At 70.2% G+C, this 17758-nt stretch carries 16 protein-coding genes and 1 tRNA gene; 10 read left to right on the top strand and 7 right to left on the bottom strand.

From position 1 onward, the window contains the following. Positions 1-88: 88 nt before the first annotated feature. A complete protein-coding gene (locus STRNI_RS20910) occupies positions 89-916 on the bottom strand; it encodes a hypothetical protein (protein WP_018092199.1) in 828 nt (275 codons plus the stop codon). Positions 917-1161: 245 nt separating this feature from the next. On the opposite strand from STRNI_RS20910, the gene STRNI_RS20905 reads away from it, so the two are divergent. Both STRNI_RS20905 and STRNI_RS20900 read left to right on the top strand, forming a co-directional pair. Next, complete coding sequence (locus STRNI_RS20905) at positions 1162-1656, top strand: ATP-binding protein (protein WP_018092200.1); 495 nt, start codon at positions 1162-1164, stop codon at positions 1654-1656. A gap of 321 nt (positions 1657-1977) precedes the next feature. Further along, positions 1978-2619 (top strand): TetR/AcrR family transcriptional regulator, encoded by a 642-nt coding sequence (locus STRNI_RS20900; protein WP_159487294.1) that lies wholly within the window; start codon positions 1978-1980, stop codon positions 2617-2619. Positions 2620-2653: 34 nt separating this feature from the next. Here the strand turns inward: STRNI_RS20900 and STRNI_RS20895 are convergent, their stop codons facing one another. Further along, positions 2654-4114 carry an aminopeptidase P family protein gene (locus STRNI_RS20895; RefSeq protein ID WP_277411790.1) on the bottom strand — a complete coding sequence of 487 codons (1461 nt, stop codon included), beginning with the start codon at positions 4112-4114 and terminating at the stop codon, positions 2654-2656. Positions 4115-4395: 281 nt separating this feature from the next. After that, entirely contained in the window at positions 4396-6051 is a 1656-nt protein-coding gene (locus tag STRNI_RS20890) for a PP2C family protein-serine/threonine phosphatase (RefSeq protein ID WP_338149755.1), read from the bottom strand. 698 nt (positions 6052-6749) lie between these two features. Here STRNI_RS20890 and STRNI_RS20885 point away from each other — a divergent pair. After that, positions 6750-7499 carry a bifunctional DNA primase/polymerase gene (locus STRNI_RS20885; protein ID WP_018093455.1) on the top strand — a complete coding sequence of 250 codons (750 nt, stop codon included), beginning with the start codon at positions 6750-6752 and terminating at the stop codon, positions 7497-7499. Positions 7500-7696: 197 nt separating this feature from the next. Then, the gene (locus STRNI_RS20880) at positions 7697-8308 is read left to right on the top strand and encodes an SPRY domain-containing protein (protein ID WP_159487286.1); all 612 of its coding nucleotides are present in this window, start codon (positions 7697-7699) and stop codon (positions 8306-8308) included. Between the two features lie 251 nt (positions 8309-8559). Here STRNI_RS20880 and STRNI_RS20875 read toward each other — a convergent pair whose 3' ends face one another. The 3 genes from STRNI_RS20875 to STRNI_RS20865 form a co-directional block, all read right to left on the bottom strand. Beyond that, positions 8560-9528, bottom strand: coding sequence for a DUF5926 family protein (locus STRNI_RS20875; RefSeq protein ID WP_277411788.1), 969 nt, complete (start codon positions 9526-9528; stop codon positions 8560-8562). Between the two features lie 114 nt (positions 9529-9642). Then, positions 9643-10320 carry an ATP-binding protein gene (locus STRNI_RS20870; RefSeq protein WP_277411787.1) on the bottom strand — a complete coding sequence of 226 codons (678 nt, stop codon included), beginning with the start codon at positions 10318-10320 and terminating at the stop codon, positions 9643-9645. A gap of 53 nt (positions 10321-10373) precedes the next feature. After that, positions 10374-11219, bottom strand: a complete 846-nt coding sequence (locus tag STRNI_RS20865; protein WP_148588837.1) for a glycerophosphodiester phosphodiesterase — start codon at positions 11217-11219, stop codon at positions 10374-10376. Positions 11220-11810: 591 nt separating this feature from the next. On the opposite strand from STRNI_RS20865, the gene STRNI_RS20860 reads away from it, so the two are divergent. The 3 genes from STRNI_RS20860 (at position 11811) to STRNI_RS20850 (ending at position 14078) form a co-directional block, all read left to right on the top strand. After that, the gene (locus STRNI_RS20860) at positions 11811-13280 is read left to right on the top strand and encodes a S1C family serine protease (RefSeq protein WP_018093460.1); all 1470 of its coding nucleotides are present in this window, start codon (positions 11811-11813) and stop codon (positions 13278-13280) included. 52 nt (positions 13281-13332) lie between these two features. Next, positions 13333-13419, top strand: a tRNA-Ser gene (locus tag STRNI_RS20855). A gap of 320 nt (positions 13420-13739) precedes the next feature. Further along, positions 13740-14078, top strand: a complete 339-nt coding sequence (locus STRNI_RS20850) for a peptidase inhibitor family I36 protein (RefSeq protein ID WP_018093461.1) — start codon at positions 13740-13742, stop codon at positions 14076-14078. A gap of 198 nt (positions 14079-14276) precedes the next feature. Here the strand turns inward: STRNI_RS20850 and STRNI_RS20845 are convergent, their stop codons facing one another. Then, positions 14277-14729: a PepSY domain-containing protein gene (locus STRNI_RS20845; RefSeq protein WP_277411786.1), complete on the bottom strand. Its 453-nt coding sequence runs from the start codon at positions 14727-14729 to the stop codon at positions 14277-14279. Between the two features lie 781 nt (positions 14730-15510). On the opposite strand from STRNI_RS20845, the gene STRNI_RS20840 reads away from it, so the two are divergent. The 3 genes from STRNI_RS20840 to STRNI_RS20830 are packed head-to-tail and all read left to right on the top strand — an operon-like array spanning position 15511 to position 17730. Then, positions 15511-16326 carry a TIGR04255 family protein gene (locus tag STRNI_RS20840; RefSeq protein ID WP_093641569.1) on the top strand — a complete coding sequence of 272 codons (816 nt, stop codon included), beginning with the start codon at positions 15511-15513 and terminating at the stop codon, positions 16324-16326. Between the two features lie 43 nt (positions 16327-16369). Further along, on the top strand, positions 16370-16984 hold the full coding sequence (locus STRNI_RS20835; protein WP_127152128.1) for a hypothetical protein: 615 nt from the start codon (positions 16370-16372) through the stop codon (positions 16982-16984). 11 nt (positions 16985-16995) lie between these two features. Next, complete coding sequence (locus STRNI_RS20830; protein ID WP_018093464.1) at positions 16996-17730, top strand: hypothetical protein; 735 nt, start codon at positions 16996-16998, stop codon at positions 17728-17730. Positions 17731-17758 lie beyond the last annotated feature (28 nt).

Raw genomic sequence — 17758 nt, 5'->3', positions numbered from 1 at the left:
AAAGGTGCTGGTGACGGTGTAGGTGGCGCGCGTGCGACGACGGCGCGCGAGCCCGTACCCGTCCTGTGGGAGCGTGCTTCGCGCGATGTCAGGCCGCGAGGGCCAGGGTGGGTGGCCCTCGCCTGACGACACTGTGGTGGAGTGCGGCGTCCTTCGGGCCGGGTTTGTCATCCCCGTACGAAACCGGGGCGCGCCGCGGCTCGTCATGCGCCACGCCGAGGCCCATGAGCAGGGCCCGGATCAGCACGAGCGCCCCGCGCACCGCACCGACCAGCGTCTGTACCGCCGGAGCCGACAGCCGGACCAGCCGCCACAGCGCGATCTCGCCCCGCCGCAGGAGCCAGCCGACGGCGAGCGCCGCCAGCAGATGCCCCAGAAACATGGGGAGCGACGGCAGCAGAGTGTGCGCCGTCACGGTGTCGGCGGCGGCCGTGCCACCGGCCGTACCGTGCGCCGCCGGTGCGGCCACCCCGGCGGCGGAGGCCGCGTCGAAGCCACCCGAGCCGAGCACCCGGCGCGCCTGCGCCCCGTCCATCCGGCCGCTGCCGAGCCCGCACATCAGATGCCGGGCCATGCTGATCGCGGCCTGGTCCGAGAGCCCGCCGGCGCCGGACCCGCCCCGCGGTGCGGCGGGCACCGGCTGCTGCCCCCAGGTGAACACCGCATGCAGGACGAGCTGTCCCACGGCGAGCCCGACGGCGATGCCCGGCAGTGAGCGTTCCCGCCCGGCCAGCGGCGCCGCGACCGCGAACACCGCGGCGGCGGCGACGCCCAGCGTCCACAGCGGGACGGTGGCGCACGAGGCGAGGATGTGCCCGGCCGCGGACAGCGCGATGCAGGCCGCGGTGAAAACCGCGGCCCTCAACAGCCGGAGATCGGCGGCTGCGCGCGCTGTGGAGGCGGGCGGTGGAGTCATGGCCGCGCCATCATCCCACTGGTCTCAAGGACCCCCGACGGCAGGTCGGTGTCAAGGGGCGTCCAGCGGGGCGTCCGAGGACGCAGACGGGCGCGCGACGGCGCATGGGCAGCGCGGCACCTACACCGATGCGCTCACTCTTCGCATCCGCCGAATGAGCGGTATCACGTCCCGGACATGCTTACGGACCTTGCGGCGCGGCAATAGGTATCGATATGTCGAGCCGCGGCCAGGAGGCTGGAGCGATGAGCATCTGGTGGTCACTCCATTTGCGGCGCGAGGCTGCGAGCGTGCCGCTCGCCCGTCGCCTGCTGCTGGGCACGATGGAGACAGCGGGCGTGGACCCGGACATCTGTTACGACCTGTCGGTGGCCCTCTCCGAAGCCTGCGCGAACGCCGTCGAGCACGGGGGCGACGCCACCGAGGACTACCGCGTCACCGCCTTCATCGACGGCGACACCTGCCGCATCGAAGTCACCGACTCGGGCCCCGGCTTCCACCACTGCCCCGCACCCCCCGCCCCGCCCCATACGGCGACGGACCGCGCCCTCCCGCCGGCCCCCGTGCCCACCCCCGCGCAGGCTCCCGAGTTTGCCGAGGACGGCCGGGGGCTCTTTCTGATCGAGGCCCTCACCGACCACGTCCGCTACCGCAACCGCACCGGCCGCCCCGGCGCAGTGGTCAGCTTCGACAAGATCCTCAAGTGGCGCGAGGGAGCGGCGCTTCCTATGGCGTCATGAGCCGGGGCAGGTGTCACGCCTCCCGGGCCGCCGCGACCGTCCGGCCGTCGCGGCTCCTGCTTGTCCACGGAAACCCGGCGGACCTTGTCCGAGGCGCCGGGAGATGAGGTGTCAAACCGGGCGAACGTCGGCAGTGGGATAATTGGCCGGAAACCGCCTGGCGAGAGGACTGGGCCGCGCGGTCTCGCGGTGGGAGGACCTCCCCCGCGGCGTCCCCTGTCCCTGCGAGACCAGCGCGCACCAGGATTAACGCGAAGTTGCTCGCGTTAACTTGTCTCGGACAATACTTGGCGTGAACCCGCACTGCAATACGGAGCCGTCGTGACGACAGCGCACCATGCCCCGGGCGAGACCCGGCCCGGCGGGCGTACGGCCCGCACCCGACAGGCCGTACTGACCGCTGTCTTCGAGGAGTTGGACGAGGGCGGCTTCGCCGGGCTGACCATGGAGAAGGTCGCGCAGCGCTCCGGAATTCACGTCGCGACGCTCTATCGCCGCTGGCGCTGCATCGAGGGTCTGGTGTGCGAGCTGCTGACCGAACTGAGCTCCGATGTGCCGCTGCCGGACTCCGGCACCCTGCCCGAGGATCTGCGCCAGCTGGCCCGTTCGATAGCGGACTTCTTCGCCGAGGCGCGGATGAGCTGTCTGATCGAGGCGGTGGTCTCCGCCGCGGCGCGTGACCCGCAGGCGGCGGCGGTGCTGCGGTCCTTCTTCGGCGAACGGCTGACGCTGGCCGGCCGGATGGTGCAGCGGGCGGTCGACCGCGGCGAACTGCCCGCGGACACCGACCCGGAGGATGTGATGTCGGCGCTCGGTGCGCCCTTCTACTACCGGATCCTGATCGCCCGCCGGCCCGTGGACCGGCACCTCGCCGAGTCCGCCGCCACCGCCGTCTGGGCGGCGGCCTGCGCGGGCGCCTACAAGAAGCGTCCCGCCAACGACACGGCCCCCGGCGGCGGTTGACGCCACCGGGAGCCGTACGCGGTGTCCTGCGGTACTACTTGCCGAGCAGCCCGGCCATCCAGGCCTCGACCTCGTCCGACCGGCGCGGCAGCCCGGCCGACAGATTCCGGTTGCCGTCGTCCGTCACGAGGATGTCGTCCTCGATGCGGACCCCGATGCCCCGGTACTCCTCCGGCACCGTCAGATCGTCCGCCTGGAAGTACAGTCCGGGCTCGACGGTCAGCACCATGCCGGGCTCCAGCGTGCTGTTGACATAGTGCTCGGTGCGGGCCGCGGCGCAGTCGTGGACGTCCAGGCCGAGCATGTGGCCGGTGCCGTGCAGGGTCCAGCGGCGCTGCAGCCCCAGGTCCAGCACCCGCTCGACCGGGCCCTCGACCAGGCCCCACTCGACCAGCTTCTCGGCGAGCACCCGCTGCGCCGCGTCGTGGAAGTCGCGGTAGGCCGCGCCCGGCTTGACCGCCGCGATGCCCGCCTCCTGGGCCTCGTAGACCGCGTCGTAGATCTTGCGCTGGAGGTCGTTGTAGCGGCCGTTGATCGGCAGGGTGCGGGTGATGTCCGCGGTGTAGAGGGTGTGGGTCTCCACACCGGCGTCCAGCAGCAGCAGATCGCCGGAGCGGACCTCGCCGTTGTTGCGGACCCAGTGCAGGGTGGTGGCGTGCGGGCCGGCGGCGCAGATCGAGCCGTAGCCGATGTCGTTGCCCTCGACGCGGGCGCGCAGGAAGAACGTTCCCTCGATGTAGCGCTCGCTGGTCGCCTCGGCCTTGTCCAGGACCTTCACGACGTCCTCGAAGCCGCGCACCGTCGAGTCGACGGCCTTCTGCAGCTCGCCGATCTCGAACTCGTCCTTGACCGCGCGTGCTTCGGAGAGGAAGACCCGCAGCTCTTCATCGCGCTCGGCGGTGACCTTGTCGGTCAGCGCGGCCTCGATACCGGCGTCATGGCCGCGCACCACGCGGACCGGGCCGGTGGCCTCCTTGAGCGCGTCGGCCAGCTCACGGACGTCCTTGCAGGGGACGCCGAGCAGCGCCTCGGACTCGCTGAGGCTGTGGCGCCGGCCGACCCACAGCTCGCCCATGCCGTTGAGCCAGAACTCGCCGTTCTCACGGTTGGAGCGGGGCAGCCGGTGGATCGTCGCCTCGTGCGAGTCGCCCTTCGGCTCCAGGACCAGGACGCTGTCGTCGGTCTGGTCGCCGGTGAGGTAGACGTACTCCGTCGAGGCGCGGAACTGGTACTCGGTGTCGTTGGAGCGGGTCTTCAGATTGCCCGCCGGGATCACCAGGCGCTCGCCGGGGAAGCGCGCGGACAGCGCGGCCCGGCGCCGGGCGGCATTCGGGGCCTGCTCGACCGGCTGCAGATCGCGCAGCTCGGTGTCGGCCCAGCCGCTCTTCATGTTCTCCGCGAGCTCGTCCGAGACGCCCGGGTAAAGGCCGTTCTTGCGCTGCTTGATCGGCTGCTCGTCCTCGTCCGGGGTCTCCGGCGTGAGCTCGTCGGTCACAATGCCTCCTTTAAAGACTGAACCGCATTCCATCGTATGTGCGGATCGAAAGCGGTCCAGGGGCCGGAAGGTGTGACCTCTCCGGCAGACCGGCCATAGGAGGCATGGCGCCCGGCGGGTCCGGGCGGGTGGCGCGGGCGGGAGCGCGGGACGGCAGGTTCCGCCGTACGGGGCGGGAGCGCGGTGCGCCAGGCCCGCCGCCGTATGGGGCGTGCTCAGGGCCGGCCCCGCGACCAGGGCCGGGGGCCGCCGGACCGGCCCTGAGCCGCCGGACCGGGGGGCTACTCCTCGAAGTACGCCGCGAGCAGCACGACGTCCTCCTCCGACGACGGATCGTCCAGGCCCTGCGGCAGCATCGTGCGCACGATGTGGTCGACGACCGCCTCCGGATCATGGCGGGCGGCCTGGGGAACGCCCGCGGCTGCCGCGTGCAGCCGGGCGAAGGCGCGGTCCATGGGCTCACCGGTGCGGTGCAGCAGCCCGTCGCTGTAGAGCAGCAGGGTCTCGCCGCCGGCCGGTTCGATCTCCACGCTCGGCGCCTCCCAGCAGGCCAGCATGCCCAGCGGCGCGGACAGCGAGGTCTCCACGTACTCGGTCCGCAGATCGCCGAGGATCAGCGGCGGGCAGTGGCCGGCCCCGGCCAGGACGATCTTGCGGGCGAAGGGGTCGATGATACCGCCCGGCATCGGGGGTGCGGGCGGCCCGCCCGGCGCGCCGGGCGGCGGCTCGGTGAAGGCGAACAGCGCGGTGGCGCTGCGGGCCGGCTCGGTCAGCCGCAGCAGCAGTTCGAGGTCGGAGAGGACCGCGACCGGATCCTCGCCCTCCATGACGGCGTAGGCGCGCAGGGACGCCCGCAGCCGCCCCATGGCCGCCACCGCGCTCGGCCCGGAGCCGGTCACCGAACCGATGGCCAGACCCAGTGCGCCGTCGGGCAGCGGCAGCGCGTCGTACCAGTCGCCGCCCCCGCGCGGTCCGCTGTGGTGCCGCACCGCGAGGCGGACGCCGGGGATCCGCGGCAGCCGGTGCGGCAGCAGCTCCTCGCGGAGGGTCCGGACGGCCTGCCGGCTGCGGTGGAGTTCGAGGAGCCGGGCGAGGTGCTCGGCGGCGTGCGCCCGGTAGAGGCCGATGAGATGGCGCTGCCGTTCGGTGGGCTCGGCCGGTTCGTCGTAGAGCCAGACCGCGGCGCCGGTCCGGCCGATGGGGTCGGCGGCGAGCGGGACCGCGTAGCTGGCGGCGTACCCGAGCCGGGCCGCGACCTCGCGCAGACGCGGGTCGAGGTCCTTCTCGCCGGGGATGTCGGGTTCGGAGATCTCGGTGCACGGTCCGGCCGCGGCCGCGCCGCGCGGGCCGGGGGGACGGCCCGTGTCACGCGCCTCGTGCCGGGGGTCGTGGAGCGGTCCGGTCCGGGGGCCGTCGCCGGTGGCGCCCGGCTCCGGGAGGCCGTCCAGTATCCGCGCGTACGACAGGGCGCGGCGCGGGATGGTCTCGATGGTGCCGATCTCGGCGTGGCCGAGGCCGAGCCCGACGGTGGTCTCCGGGCCGAAGCCGTCGGCCGGGGCGAGGACGACCAGACCGCGCCGCGCGCCGACCAGGGAGGCGCCGGCGCGCAGCAGCTCGTGGAGGGCGTCCTCCAGCGTGCGGGTGCGCGCGAGCTGTTCGGTCAGGTCGTGCAGGGTGCTGAGGTCGGAGATCCAGCCGGCCAGCCGGTCCTGGACGGCGGCGAGTTGGTCGACGACGGAGAAGTCGGGGGCGGCGCCGGGGGCGGTGTCTGACGCGGCGTCGGGCGCGGTGTCCCGAGGGGCGTCCGGAGGAGTGCCGGACGGGGTGTCGGAGGGGGGATCCGCGGGGGTTTTCCCCGGGCGCGGGTCGACAGTGTGAGTGGGGGCGGGAAGAGCTGGTTTGATTCCAGCCACTTTCGGTACGTGAGGGGCGGTCATGGCCGACGACTCTCGTTGCGCCGGGTAATGACCCAGGTCAGGCCGCTTTTTGGTAGGGAGTGCGGCATTTTGTTGAGTGATGTTGCGCGGTACGGTTGGCCGCTCAATTTCCTCAATAGCATCGCAAACCCCCATGTCATGCTGCTCCGCTATCAATGCCTCCAGATGTACACGCACCAGCGATGTGATGTCCAGCACTCTCCCCATGGGGTTTGTGGTGTCAGCGAGGTCTGTAGATTGGCCTGAAAAAAGCCCCCCGAGCGTCAATTTGAGGTCGACTGACGGCGATCAACAGCGCGTCATCACCACAGTGGCGGGTACGTACTCGGAAAGGTGCGGGGTCAGTTGGGGCCGCACCGGAACTCTCCGGCGGACACCGGCGTCTAATACGGCGACGACCGCGACGCACTCCCAAGAGGCGGGGACTGCACCACGGAGGCGCAATCGCCAGGCGCGCGCCACCCCCCGCCATGTTCCACGCTCGGCGTACGGCGTGATGCGCTGCCTTGTACACGCGGTGACCAGTGATCCACGTGGCGTGATCGAGATGCGATCGACCCCGGGAAGCCCGGCCGGGCCGCAGGAAACGCCACACCACGGCATGAAGCGGCACGGCACGAACGACGGCGGACCGGCAAGAAGTGCCATGTAGTGCGATGGACCAAGCCCTCGGCGTTTACGGAAAGGAACGAGCGCTCATGCGCGAGATCCTCGGAAGGCGACGCAAGCTCCTGTTCCGGCGCGGCGGAAGGTCGGCGCTGCTCGGTGCGGCGCTCCACTGCGCCACCGAGTGGCAGTGGCCCGTACTTCCCGGTGTGGGGATCAGGCCCGCCGGCCGCCAGCCGGGCGGCGCCCGGCTCGGCCTCGGCGAGCGGACCGGCCGCCGGTGCAGCTGCCCCGACCCCGACTGTGTGGTGCCCGGCGCGCACCCCTTCGACCCCGGCCTGATGGCGGCCACGACCGACGCCCGGATGGTGCGTTGGTGGTGGGCGAACCGCCCCGATGCCCCGATCGTGCTGGCCACCGGCGGCCGCGCGCCCTGCGCGGTGAGCCTGCCCGCCGTCGCCGGCGCCCGCGCCCTGGCGGCCCTGGACCACTTCGGGGTGCGCCTCGGCCCCGTGGTGGCCACGCCCACCCGCTGGTCGCTGCTCGTATCGCCGTACGACCTCGCGGAGTTGGGCGAGCTGCTGCACTCCCAGGACTGGGTGCCCAGCTCGCTGCGGTTCCACGGCGAGGGCGGCTATCTGGTGCTCCCGCCCTCCCAGATCGGCGCGGGCCGGGTCCGCTGGGAGCGGCCGCCGGCTTCCCCCAAGCGCTCCACTTCGTTCGAGCAGGGGGGACCCCCACCCTCGGCCGCGCCCTGGCTGCCGAAGGTGGGCACGATCGTGGACGCCCTGGTCACGGCGAGCACCAGCACTCCCGACGGCGGCAGCCGGCTCGCGTACTGACGTCCGCGCGGGCGCCTGCCCCGTCTGCTCGGCGGGCGGTCGGAAACGACGCGCGGGCGGATCACCCGTTCGGGTGTGACCGGCCCGGACAACTACGGGAAACCCGCGTCCGGGTGCCTGGGCGCACCCTCGCCGCCCGATAGGTTCGGCCCACCGTCAAGCCGTCGTCAGCGGCATCTCGATCCAGGTGGGGGCCCATGCAGCGTGCGCAGAAAATCCGCATGACCGGGCTCGCCGGCGTGGCGGTGCTCGCCGGCGTCGTGCCGCTGGGCGCCGCAATGGCCGGTCCGGCCGACCTCACGGCTTCCGGGACGGCCGCCACGTCCGAAAACAGCTCTGCGGCCAAAAGGGGCATCAAGTCCAATAGTGGTGCCAAGTCGGGCAAGAGTCCCGTCACTGTCGGCGCCCGGACCTCCACCGGCTCCCCTACCGGCCCCGGCCTGCCGCCCCCCTCCGGCCGTACCTCCCGCTGCGGCCCCCAACTCGCCGCTCCCGGGCGGATCGAGGCCCAGACCTGCGTGCTCGCCGAGAACGGTCTGACCTGGGGGCGGACCTACTACCGCAATCTCACCGGCGCCCCGCTGCGCGCCGCACTGACGCTGCTGCGACCGGACGGTACGACCGTCCAGGTGCACTGCGAGGTGGCGGCGGCCGGTGTGCCGGGCATGTGCGAGACGCCGACCGGGGCGACCGTGCGCGGGGGCGGGCCGTACGGCGCGGTGGCGGAGTTCTCCGACGTGGCGGGGGAGCGGCTGCTGCTGCGCTCCGGCAGCAACTCGCCTGCGGGAGGCAGTGGTTCGGTCCACTGACGGCGCGGAGTCACCGGCGGCCGGGGCCGGCCGAGCGGAGCACCCGGCTCCGGGCATGGAAGCGCCCGGTCGCTGGCGACGGGGGATGCACCAGCGACCGGGCTTCTAGAACCGTAACAAGAGATCGGCAGTTCGCAAATTCGATCGTGGAATTCCGGACGCCTATTTACCGGCAGGTACGGGGAGTTGTGACAGGTGTCACGCCTGAGGTCCCCGGAGGCATCCATTCCGCACAGTCGAGGGCGTTCCGGTCAGCTCAGGGTCACCTGGCGGTTGGTGAGCCCGCCGCGCGCCCGGCGCTCCTCGGGGGTCAGCGGGGCGTCCGTCGCGAGCGCCTCGGCCAGCCGCTCGGCGAACGCCGCGGCCGGCTTGGCGACGTCCTCGGCGCTCATCGACGAGGGCAGGTCCCAGACCGGAACGACCAGACCGTGAGCGCGGAACGAGCCCACCAGACGGGTGCCCTCACCGAGCGAGGAGTCGCCCGCGGCGTGCAGCCGGGCGAGTGCGTCCAGCAGCTGCTCCTCGGGGTGCCCGGTGACCCAGCGCAGATGGTTCTTCTCCGGGGCCTCGCACCAGTACGCGCCCTCCAGCCCGGGAATCCGGGAGGTGGGAATGGCCGCCGCGTTGGCCCGCTCCAGAGAGGCGGCGACCTCGCCGGTGGCGTTCTCGGCGTTCTCCACCCAGAACTCGAAGCCGGTGTGGACGGACGGCTCAAAAGCCGCGTCCGGGTCGAGCAGATCCTGCAGCCGCGGACCGTCGGGGGCCGGGCGCGCGGCGGCGACCGGGGTGCCGGGCTCGGCGGCCAGCGCGCGCTGCAGGGTGTCGGCGAGGTCGCGGCTGAGGTCGCCGGAGGCGGTGTCGTTCTGCAGGCCGAGCAGCACCGCGCCGTTGTCGCGGCGCAGTGCGGGCCAGGCCATCGGCAGCACGGTCGCCAGCGTCACGGACGGGACGCCCTCGGGCAGCCCGCCCTTCAGCGTCAACTCGGCGGTGGCGGCGGGCACCAGCTCGCGCAGCGCCACCCAGTCGCACTCACCGGGCAGGCCCTCGAAGGGGCGCTGCACCAGCTCGGTGGCGGCATGCGCCGCCTGTCGCCCGTGACAGGCCTTGTACCGGCGGCCCGAGCCGCACGGGCAGGGTTCACGGGCACCGACGACCGGCACCTCGCCGCCCTTGATCTGTGATGCTGCGGCCTGGGGCTGGGGACGGCGCTTCTTGGCCATGGCGACGGTGTCTCCTGGTCGATCCTGGGCGTACGGACGCGTTTCGGCGCGAGCCTAGAGGATTGCGTACGGCGTCGCGCTCGGCCGCGCGCCCGGCCGTGTCCCGCCGTGCCGCTACGTCAGATCGTCGAATTCCGGGAAGCCCGGGGTCAGCGGCCGCACCGTGCTCACCCCTGCGCCCCTGGCGAGCGAGGGCGGCAGATCGGGTGTCAGATCCACGCGCGTAGCGAAAGCGCCCTGGAGCGAGAGGGCCGCCCAGACCGTGACTTCGCCGACGACGGAGTCGTGTACGCCCCAGTCCTTGGCGAGCGAGCGGATGATGGCCAGCCCGCGGCCGCCGCGCGCCGTGACCGACGGTGTGGCCGGAAGGGGCCGGGTCGGGCCGCCGCCGTCCGTGACCGCGACGGTCAGTCTGCCCTGTGAGTCGATATGCCAGGACGCCCGGATGGATGCCGACGGGGCGTCCGTTGCCTCGGCCGTTGCGGAGCCCGGTGATCCGTTTTCGTATATCGGACGCGCATGGCGACACGAATTGCTCAGCAGCTCCGAAAGAATGAGGACCGCGTCATCGACGACTGTGTCCTGAACTCCACTTGCCAACAGCTCTTCACGCATGCGCCGCCTGGCCATGCCCACACCCACGGGACCATGGGGTACGGCCATGATCGACGACGTCGGCACCTCTTGTGCCACCACCAACGCCACCCCCGAGACCTCCTTTGCCCCACGCCACGGGATGAATGCCCCAATGGACTGGACCGGAAACCGGCCAAGCGGCACATGGTGACGCATTGGACACAATCGAATACGGGTCGAATGCGCCGGTGCACACCCTGTGATGAGCTTTAGCCAAGGCCGAGTTGGATTCGTACCTGCTTGGGGCGGTTCGTAATCACCGCGTCCACGCCCAATTCCTGACAGAGCTCGACATCGGCGGTGTCATTGACGGTCCATACGTGGACGCGGTGGCCCGCGCGATGCGCCTTGGCGACGTAGTCGGGGTGCGAGCGGAGGATGCGTATCCCGGGGCCCGCGATGCCGACACCGGGCGGGAGCCGGCCGTCACGGTGCCGCGGGGTGAGGAATTGCATCAGGTAGACGCCGGGGACCTCGGGTGCCGCGGCCCGTACGCGGTGCAGGGAGCGGGCCGAGAAGCTCATGACCCGTACCGAAGGGGTCCAGTCCGTGCGCATGGCCGGATTCGTGTGCCCGAATCGGGCCAGCAGCTCGACCAGCCGCTCCTCCACCTGTCCGGCCCAGCGCGTCGGGTGTTTGGTCTCGATGGCCAGCTCGACCCGGCGGTCCGCGTCGGCGACCAGCTCCAGCAGCCGCTCCAGCGTCAGTACGGAGGTCCGCTCGGGGTCCTCGTGCTGCCGGTCCGGCGCCTCGTTCGCGAACCCGTCGCCCTTCCAGGAGCCGAAGTCGAGCATGGCGAGATCGGCGAGCTCCAGGGCGGAAACCGAACCGCGCCCGTTGGACGTGCGGTTCACCCGGCGGTCGTGCACGCACACCAGATGCCCGTCCGCGGTCAGCCGGACATCGCACTCCAGGGCGTCCGCCCCGTCCTCGATCGCCTTGCGGTAGGCCGCGAGGGTGTGTTCCGGGGCGTCCTCGGAGGCACCGCGATGGGCGATGACGGAAATGGCGGGACGGCCCGGACGGGCGTCCTGGGCAGGGCGTGCATAGGTCACCGCGTTATCGTGCCATCCACCGCTGAGGGTGTGCCGGGCGCATACCAGGGGCGCGGAACAGGGGATGCGCCGGTTTTGTCCGGCATAAAGGATGAGGGGACAGTCACAGCCTCGGCTTACGGTGCTCTGACGCGCGGTGGGAAAGGGTGGTAGGGAGACTCGCCCGTATCGCCCGGCCCGGACCCCGGACCGGACCTGCGGACGGGGCTCGCGCACGGCCGGGGCGTGCGGGACGGGACCTGCGGATCACGGCCGGCGGCCCCCGGACCGGCGGACCGGGACTCGCCCGTATCGCCGGGATCCTTAATCCTGGAGTACTGGGGCTCCCCGTCCACCGGCACGAGGAGCCGTACGACCCGGAGGGCCCCAGGCCCGCCGGACCGGAAGAACCGCACCACCCGGCGGACCGCGAGGCCCGCCGGCCCCACAGAAGAACCGCACCACCCGGACGCACCCCCAGGGTCCGGCCGAACTGCAAGCCCCGGAAGAAACGGCCGCCCCGGATCTCGGGCATGGATGAGATCCGAGGCAGCAGGGAAGCAGCCTGCCGAGGCCGTGGGCGCCGACAGTCATGAAGCTGAGGAGAGACCTGTGAGCACCGAGAACGAGGGAGTCGCCGTCCCGTCGGAGGCCAAGCCGCCGACCGGGCCGCAGCCGGACAGCGCCCCCGCGTCCGCCTCCGGCGCCCAGGCTCCCGACGCCCCGCACACGCCGCCCCCGCCGGGCTTCGCCCCGACCGTCGGCTCGGCCCCGGGCGCCGGACACCCTCCGCAGCCCGGCTTCGGATACCCCGGCGACGACCCGACCACCGAGCAGACCGCCCAGATCCCGCCGTACCCGGGCGCCGGCCATGGCGCCCCCGGCGCGGGCGGCGGCTGGGGCCAGCAGCCTCCGTACGGCGGCGACCCCTGGGGTGTGACCGGCAGCCCGGCGCCCAAGCGGCGTAACGGCGGCCTGATCGCGGCCGTCCTGGTGGCGGCGCTGGTGGCCGGCGGTGTCGGCGGCGGCATCGGCTTCTGGGCCGCGGGCCAGAACGACAGCGCCTCGACGACGGTCTCCGCGCCCGGCGACCCCGGCGCGCTGAACCGCAAGCCCACCTCCGTCTCCGGGATAGCGCAGAAGGCGCTGCCGAGCGTCGTGACGATCGAGGCGCAGGGTGCCACCGGTGAGGGCGGCACGGGCACCGGCTTCATCTACGACAAGCAGGGCCACATCCTCACCAACAACCACGTCGTCGCCAGCGCGGCCGGCGGCGGCAAGCTCACCGCGACGTTCTCCAACGGCAAGAAGTACGACGCCGAGGTCGTCGGCAACGCCCAGGGCTACGACGTCGCCGTGATCAAGCTGAAGAACGCCTCCGGCGCCCCGCTCAACCCGCTCCCGCTCGGCAAGTCCGGCAGTGTGCAGGTCGGCGACGCCACGATCGCCATCGGCGCCCCCTTCGGCCTGTCCGGCACGGTCACCACCGGCATCATCAGCGCCAAGGACCGCCCGGTGGCCTCCAGCGACGGCGGCGGCACCAGCGCCTCGTACATGAGCGCCCTGCAGACCGACGCTTCGATAAACCCCGGTAACTCCGGCGGCCCGCTGATGGACGCCGCCGGCAATGTCATCGGCATCAACTCCGCGATCCAGTCGGCCGGCAACGGCGGCGGCCTGGGCGGCGAGTCCCAGCAGTCCGGCAGCATCGGCCTGGGCTTCGCGATCCCCATCGACCAGGCCAAGCGGGTCGCCCAGGACCTGATCAGGACCGGCAAGCCGGTCTATCCCCAGATCGGCGTCCAGGTCGGCATGCGGGACACCGGCGACGGCGCGACCATCGCCAAGACGGGCAACAACGGCTCCGAAGCCGTTACCCCGAACGGCCCCGCCGACAAGGCCGGCCTCCGGCCCGGCGACACCATCACCAAGCTCGACGACACGGTGATCGACAGCGGCCCCACCCTCATCAGCGAGATCTGGCAGCACAAGCCCGGCGACGAGGTCACCCTCACCTACAAGCGCGGCGGCAAGGAGCACACGACCCAAGTCACCCTGGGCCAGCGCACGGGCGACAAGTGACGCGCTAGTCTGATCCCGCGACACCCACGCGCCCCGCGCACCGGTGCCGCGGGGAGGCTTGCCCGAGCGGCCTAAGGGAACAGTCTTGAAAACTGTCGTGGCGGCAACGTCACCGTGGGTTCAAATCCCACAGCCTCCGCAGAGGTCAGCGAGTTAGCTGGTCAGAAGGGGTGTCCTGCTTCGGCGGGGCACCCCTTCTGCGTTCGTCTCGTCTCACCCCGGTTTGTCTGGATCTCGCCGCAGGCTCCCGGCCCGAAGACGATGCGCCATGACCGGTGTCTGCGGTCTGTCCGGGGCTTCCTGGCCGGTCCGGGCGATGTGGCCGGCCAAGGGCCGGTGAAGCAGTGGCGCTGGGTTCGGCGTCGAGGAGGGTGGCTGAAAAGCAATTGTCCGTGGCCATCCGGCGCTGGGATGCTCGTTACTGACCATGATCCATACGGGGGAACAGGAGTACCACCCTTGAAGACCAAGCTCATTGCGCTCGGCGGCGCTGCGCTCATCGCGACGCTGCCTCTCGCCACCTCCACGACTGCCTCTGCCTCGTCCGTCTGCCGGAAGGGCTCGGTCTGCACGTGGTCGAAGAATGACTTCGGCGGCACGAAGCGCACCAGCGGCGTGAACCCCTCGCCGGGCTGTTACGACTGGAACGGCAAGACCGTTTCCAACCAGACGAAGAGGAAGATCCGGGTCTACAGCGACGTCTCCTGCTACGGCAAGACCGTCGACATCAAGCCCGGCCACTGGGGGCAGACCAAGCCGGGGGCGACGATCAAGTCCATCGCGGTCATCGGCCCGTGACCTGCGGCTAAGAGTTACTCAGTATCCGCAGAAGGCGGACACGGCCCCGGCCATCGCATCGCGACCCGGGGCCGTGTCTTTGCCGGAAACCGACGAAGGGGCCGCGTACGCCGGACAGTGGCGGGCGCGGCCCCTTCGGGCTCTGGGGGAGGCTTCAGGCAGGCGGCTGCGGCCTGGTGCTTGGTGACTGGTGTCTGATCAGTCGTCGTCGCTGTCGTTGTCGTCCTGGTTGTCGTTGTTGTCGTGGTCGTCGTGGTCGATGTGCTGGTTGAGGACCTTGCCACTGCCGGCGTCGATGATGACCTCGTGGCTCTTGTGGTCCTTGCCGAGGACCTCGACCTCCCAGACGAGGGAGCCGTTGCGGTCGTCGTCGTCGAGTTCGGCGGAGGTCGCGGTGCCGGGGACGGCCTGGAGGGCCTTGGCGGTGGCCTGGGACTGGCTGATCTTGTCGGCCTTGACCTGCGCGCGGTCCTTGGCGGTGTCGTCGAGGTGGCGCTCGTTGTGGGGGAGCTGGACCGAGGACTGCGGGGCCGGGCCGTCGTCGTTCGCGAAGGCGGTCGCGGCACCCGTGCCGCCGATCAGTGCGACAGCGGCAGCCGTGGCGAGGACGACGGCGCGAGGGGTGAGCGTGCGCTTGGCGGTGGCCTTCATGAGGACGTTCCTCCGGATCGTGTCGCGGTCTTGTTCCGCCGGCGGGCCTGTCGCGCCCTTCCGACATCCACCACAGTGCCGACCCGAACCTGAACACAGCCTGAAGCCCTGAAACCCTTCTTCAGGATCCGGCCCCGGGAGGGGTGAAGTGGCCGCCCCCGCAGGGCAGTTGCGGTGTCCCGCTCCAGCTTCAGTGGTTCCTCCGTCCCATGGCCTCCTTGTGGGCCATGTGCGGGCCGGCGGCGGCAGGTTGGCATCCCAGGACGGTGGCCGCAGGTTGGTTCGCGGCTGCGGCCAAGGAGTGTCGGGAAGTGGACCGGCGACGCCAGGCCCGAGCCCACAGGGTGGATGTCCGGTCTTCGCTGAGGGGTGGGCCGCACGGGTGGAAGTTCGATGCTGCTTGGCGTGCCGGGCGTCAAGTGACGGATGCTGCAAGGGTGTTACTGCCCGCGCGGCCGGGAGTGGCGTCCTCAGGTTCGAATCGCGAACGTCGGCCCGAATGTGGCAGTCGGCGCTGAAACAGCAGGTCAGGGCCGCTGGAGCGGTATGCAAGGGTCGAAGGGACAGGTCCCCGGGATCTCGCATGGCGGGATTTCGGCGTTGCGATTGAGTGAATGTCTCGTTCTTCGGGTGCGGAAGGGCCCGATTCTGGTTACAGTTCTGGTTACAGGTCGGTTCACGCAATACGCCACACGATCTCATGCAGGCTGCTGGTTCCACGGGAACGGGCTAGTGAGGCACAGTCCAGACAGCTAGGCAGGTGAAGGGGTGAGCGGTCTCAATGTATCCGGGACGCGAGGTCTTCCTCCATGCACCACTGGTCTATGTAACGGCTGAGATCACCCTTTCCTATGAGCCACGGGTCAACCAGCCCGCAGTGCGCGATGCATTCGCCGAGGGTGTCCGGCAGACTTTTCCACTGCTTCAGCAGGAGCGCGCACTCGCCGTGAAGCTGGAGGAGGTCGATGAAGACATCCCTCCTCAGGTTTTGCCGGCCCTCCGCGCTTTCACTGCCGACTCCGAGGCATCCGTGCTGCTCAAGGCCAGCGCGCTGACCGTGGATACGACTTCCTACACGCAGTTCGAGAAATTTGATGCGTTTCTCGGAGTGGCTCTGGCGGCGTTGGCGGAAAGCGTTCCGGGGGCCATGGTCCGCCGGGTCGGCGTCCGCTATGTGAATGAGATTCGTGTGCCGGGGGAGACTGCCGCGGATCCTGATTGGCCGACGTGGGTATCCGAGTCTTTGCTGGCCGCCCAAGGGCTGCTGCCGAGCGGTCATGCGGCAGGTTCCATGGGTCATGTTCTCTTCCATCTCGAGGATGACTGCTGGACCGGATTTCGCTATGGCGATGTCATCGGGACCACTATCGTCGACCGGGACGTGGCCGTGCGGCGGAAGAAAAGCGCGGAGCCGGAGAACAGCAGGTTCTTTGCTCTCGATATCGATAGCTTCTGGGATCCGAGTGAGCCCGTGAAGTTCGATCCCGATCAAATCGTGAAGATCTGCGATCGACTTCATCGACCCGCCGGCGAACTCTTCCAGGCATCGATCACGGAGCGCGCGAGGAAACATTTCAGGGGGGATCCGGATGAATGATCCGAGGGCAAGAGGTCGTCTCGACTTAGAGGTATTGCGGGCCGTGGCGGACAGCATCCGCCCACGCGCCGAGTGGGCTGCGGAGCAGCAGAGCTACACCAGCTATCAGGCCCTGGACGCGCAGTGGCGGGAAGACGGCCAGCGGTTGCGCATGCGTCACCGGCGCCATGAGCGGGGGCGCCAGGACCACCGCAGGAAGTGGCTGCGGGAGAGGCGACAGGAACTGGCCCGGTCCCTGTCGGTCGAGGACATGCTCCGCGATCTGTCGACAGAGCAAGGTCTCTCGTGGGTGGCAATGTCCCGGATGCTTGGGGTGAGCGTTCCGGCGTTGCGAAAGTGGCGTAGAGCCGGCGGTGTGACTCCTGATAACAGAGATAATCTCGCCGGGCTGGTCGCATTTCTTCGGATCCTCGGTGAAGCGGGTGTGGCAGATCCCGCTCAGTGGATCTCCCTTCCTGTACTTGACGGGTACACCGTCACTCCGCTCGATCTCTATACGCCTCTCACCGCAGTGGATTTGCTCGAACTGGGCGCAGGAGACGAACAACCGGCTACGCTGTTGGAGCGACTGCTGCCCGAGTGGCGCAGTACCCATAAGAGTGAGTACGAAGTATTCATTGCCGAGGACGGAAGGCCATCGCTCCGGCCTCGAAGTTGACGGAGGCGTGCATGGCGGAACAGCTCGACCAGATTCCGTGCATCGGCGAGCTGTACGCCTACAGGGGCGTCCCCGATGTGGACGAGGACGCCCCTCCTCTAGTTCTTCCGTGGCATCAGGGCGACATCTTCGAAAACGTCAACTTACCTGGCCTGGTAAGCACAATGGGCATGCTTTTTCTGCATCCCTGCACCATGCGGAAGGGTGCGGCCCTGGTGGATCACGTCACAATGATCGCGGTCGAGGAGTTCAGCGGCAAGAAAGTGCTGGACGGTGACGAGGCATGGGACCGTCACTGGAAAAGCAGGTATGCGCTGATGCCGCTCGCTAATTTGCGGGACCGTGAGGTGCGCGGCGGTACGCATGTCGCTGACTTCTCCAAGCTCGCCACCGTCCCTTCTTCGGAATTGAACCGGGGTAAGCGAATAGCCACCCTGACGGACACCGGCCGACTGCATCTCCTGCAGCGCTCTTTTCATCACTTCTCACGCGTCGTCGTCCCGCTGGGCGATCTGCGGGCCGGGATGCGGGGAGTGAACAGGGAGATCGAGCTTCAGCACGACTGGGTCGAGGCGGCGTGCGACTCGTGGAAAGAGTGGACGGACGACAGCCTGGCGCGGGCGGAGCAGGAGTTCGATGCGTACCTGACCGCGGAAGAGCGTCGCCGGCGGCTGTCCGACATCCAGCAGGAGACGGACATCGTGTGCGAAGTGATGAAGGAGATCGAGAGCCGCTACAAGTCCTGATCGGTACGTCTCTGCCGAATGGCAGATG

Origin of the sequence: Streptomyces nigrescens, assembly GCF_027626975.1 — a bacterium.
In the GTDB taxonomy this organism is placed as follows: domain Bacteria; phylum Actinomycetota; class Actinomycetes; order Streptomycetales; family Streptomycetaceae; genus Streptomyces; species Streptomyces nigrescens.
The sequence above is the reverse complement of the archived record's forward strand: the minus strand, read 5'-3'. Positions and strand labels throughout refer to the sequence as shown.

Coding starts and splice junctions, on each gene's coding strand:
- STRNI_RS20910 (WP_018092199.1), bottom strand. CDS start 916: ATGACTCCACCGCCCGCCTCCACAGCGCGCGCAGCCGCCGATCTCCGG.
- STRNI_RS20905 (WP_018092200.1), top strand. CDS start 1,162: ATGAGCATCTGGTGGTCACTCCATTTGCGGCGCGAGGCTGCGAGCGTG.
- STRNI_RS20890 (WP_338149755.1), bottom strand. CDS start 6,051: ATGACCGCCCCTCACGTACCGAAAGTGGCTGGAATCAAACCAGCTCTT.
- STRNI_RS20885 (WP_018093455.1), top strand. CDS start 6,750: ATGCGCGAGATCCTCGGAAGGCGACGCAAGCTCCTGTTCCGGCGCGGC.
- STRNI_RS20880 (WP_159487286.1), top strand. CDS start 7,697: ATGCAGCGTGCGCAGAAAATCCGCATGACCGGGCTCGCCGGCGTGGCG.
- STRNI_RS20875 (WP_277411788.1), bottom strand. CDS start 9,528: ATGGCCAAGAAGCGCCGTCCCCAGCCCCAGGCCGCAGCATCACAGATC.
- STRNI_RS20870 (WP_277411787.1), bottom strand. CDS start 10,320: ATGCGTCACCATGTGCCGCTTGGCCGGTTTCCGGTCCAGTCCATTGGG.
- STRNI_RS20845 (WP_277411786.1), bottom strand. CDS start 14,729: ATGAAGGCCACCGCCAAGCGCACGCTCACCCCTCGCGCCGTCGTCCTC.
- STRNI_RS20840 (WP_093641569.1), top strand. CDS start 15,511: ATGTATCCGGGACGCGAGGTCTTCCTCCATGCACCACTGGTCTATGTA.
- STRNI_RS20830 (WP_018093464.1), top strand. CDS start 16,996: ATGGCGGAACAGCTCGACCAGATTCCGTGCATCGGCGAGCTGTACGCC.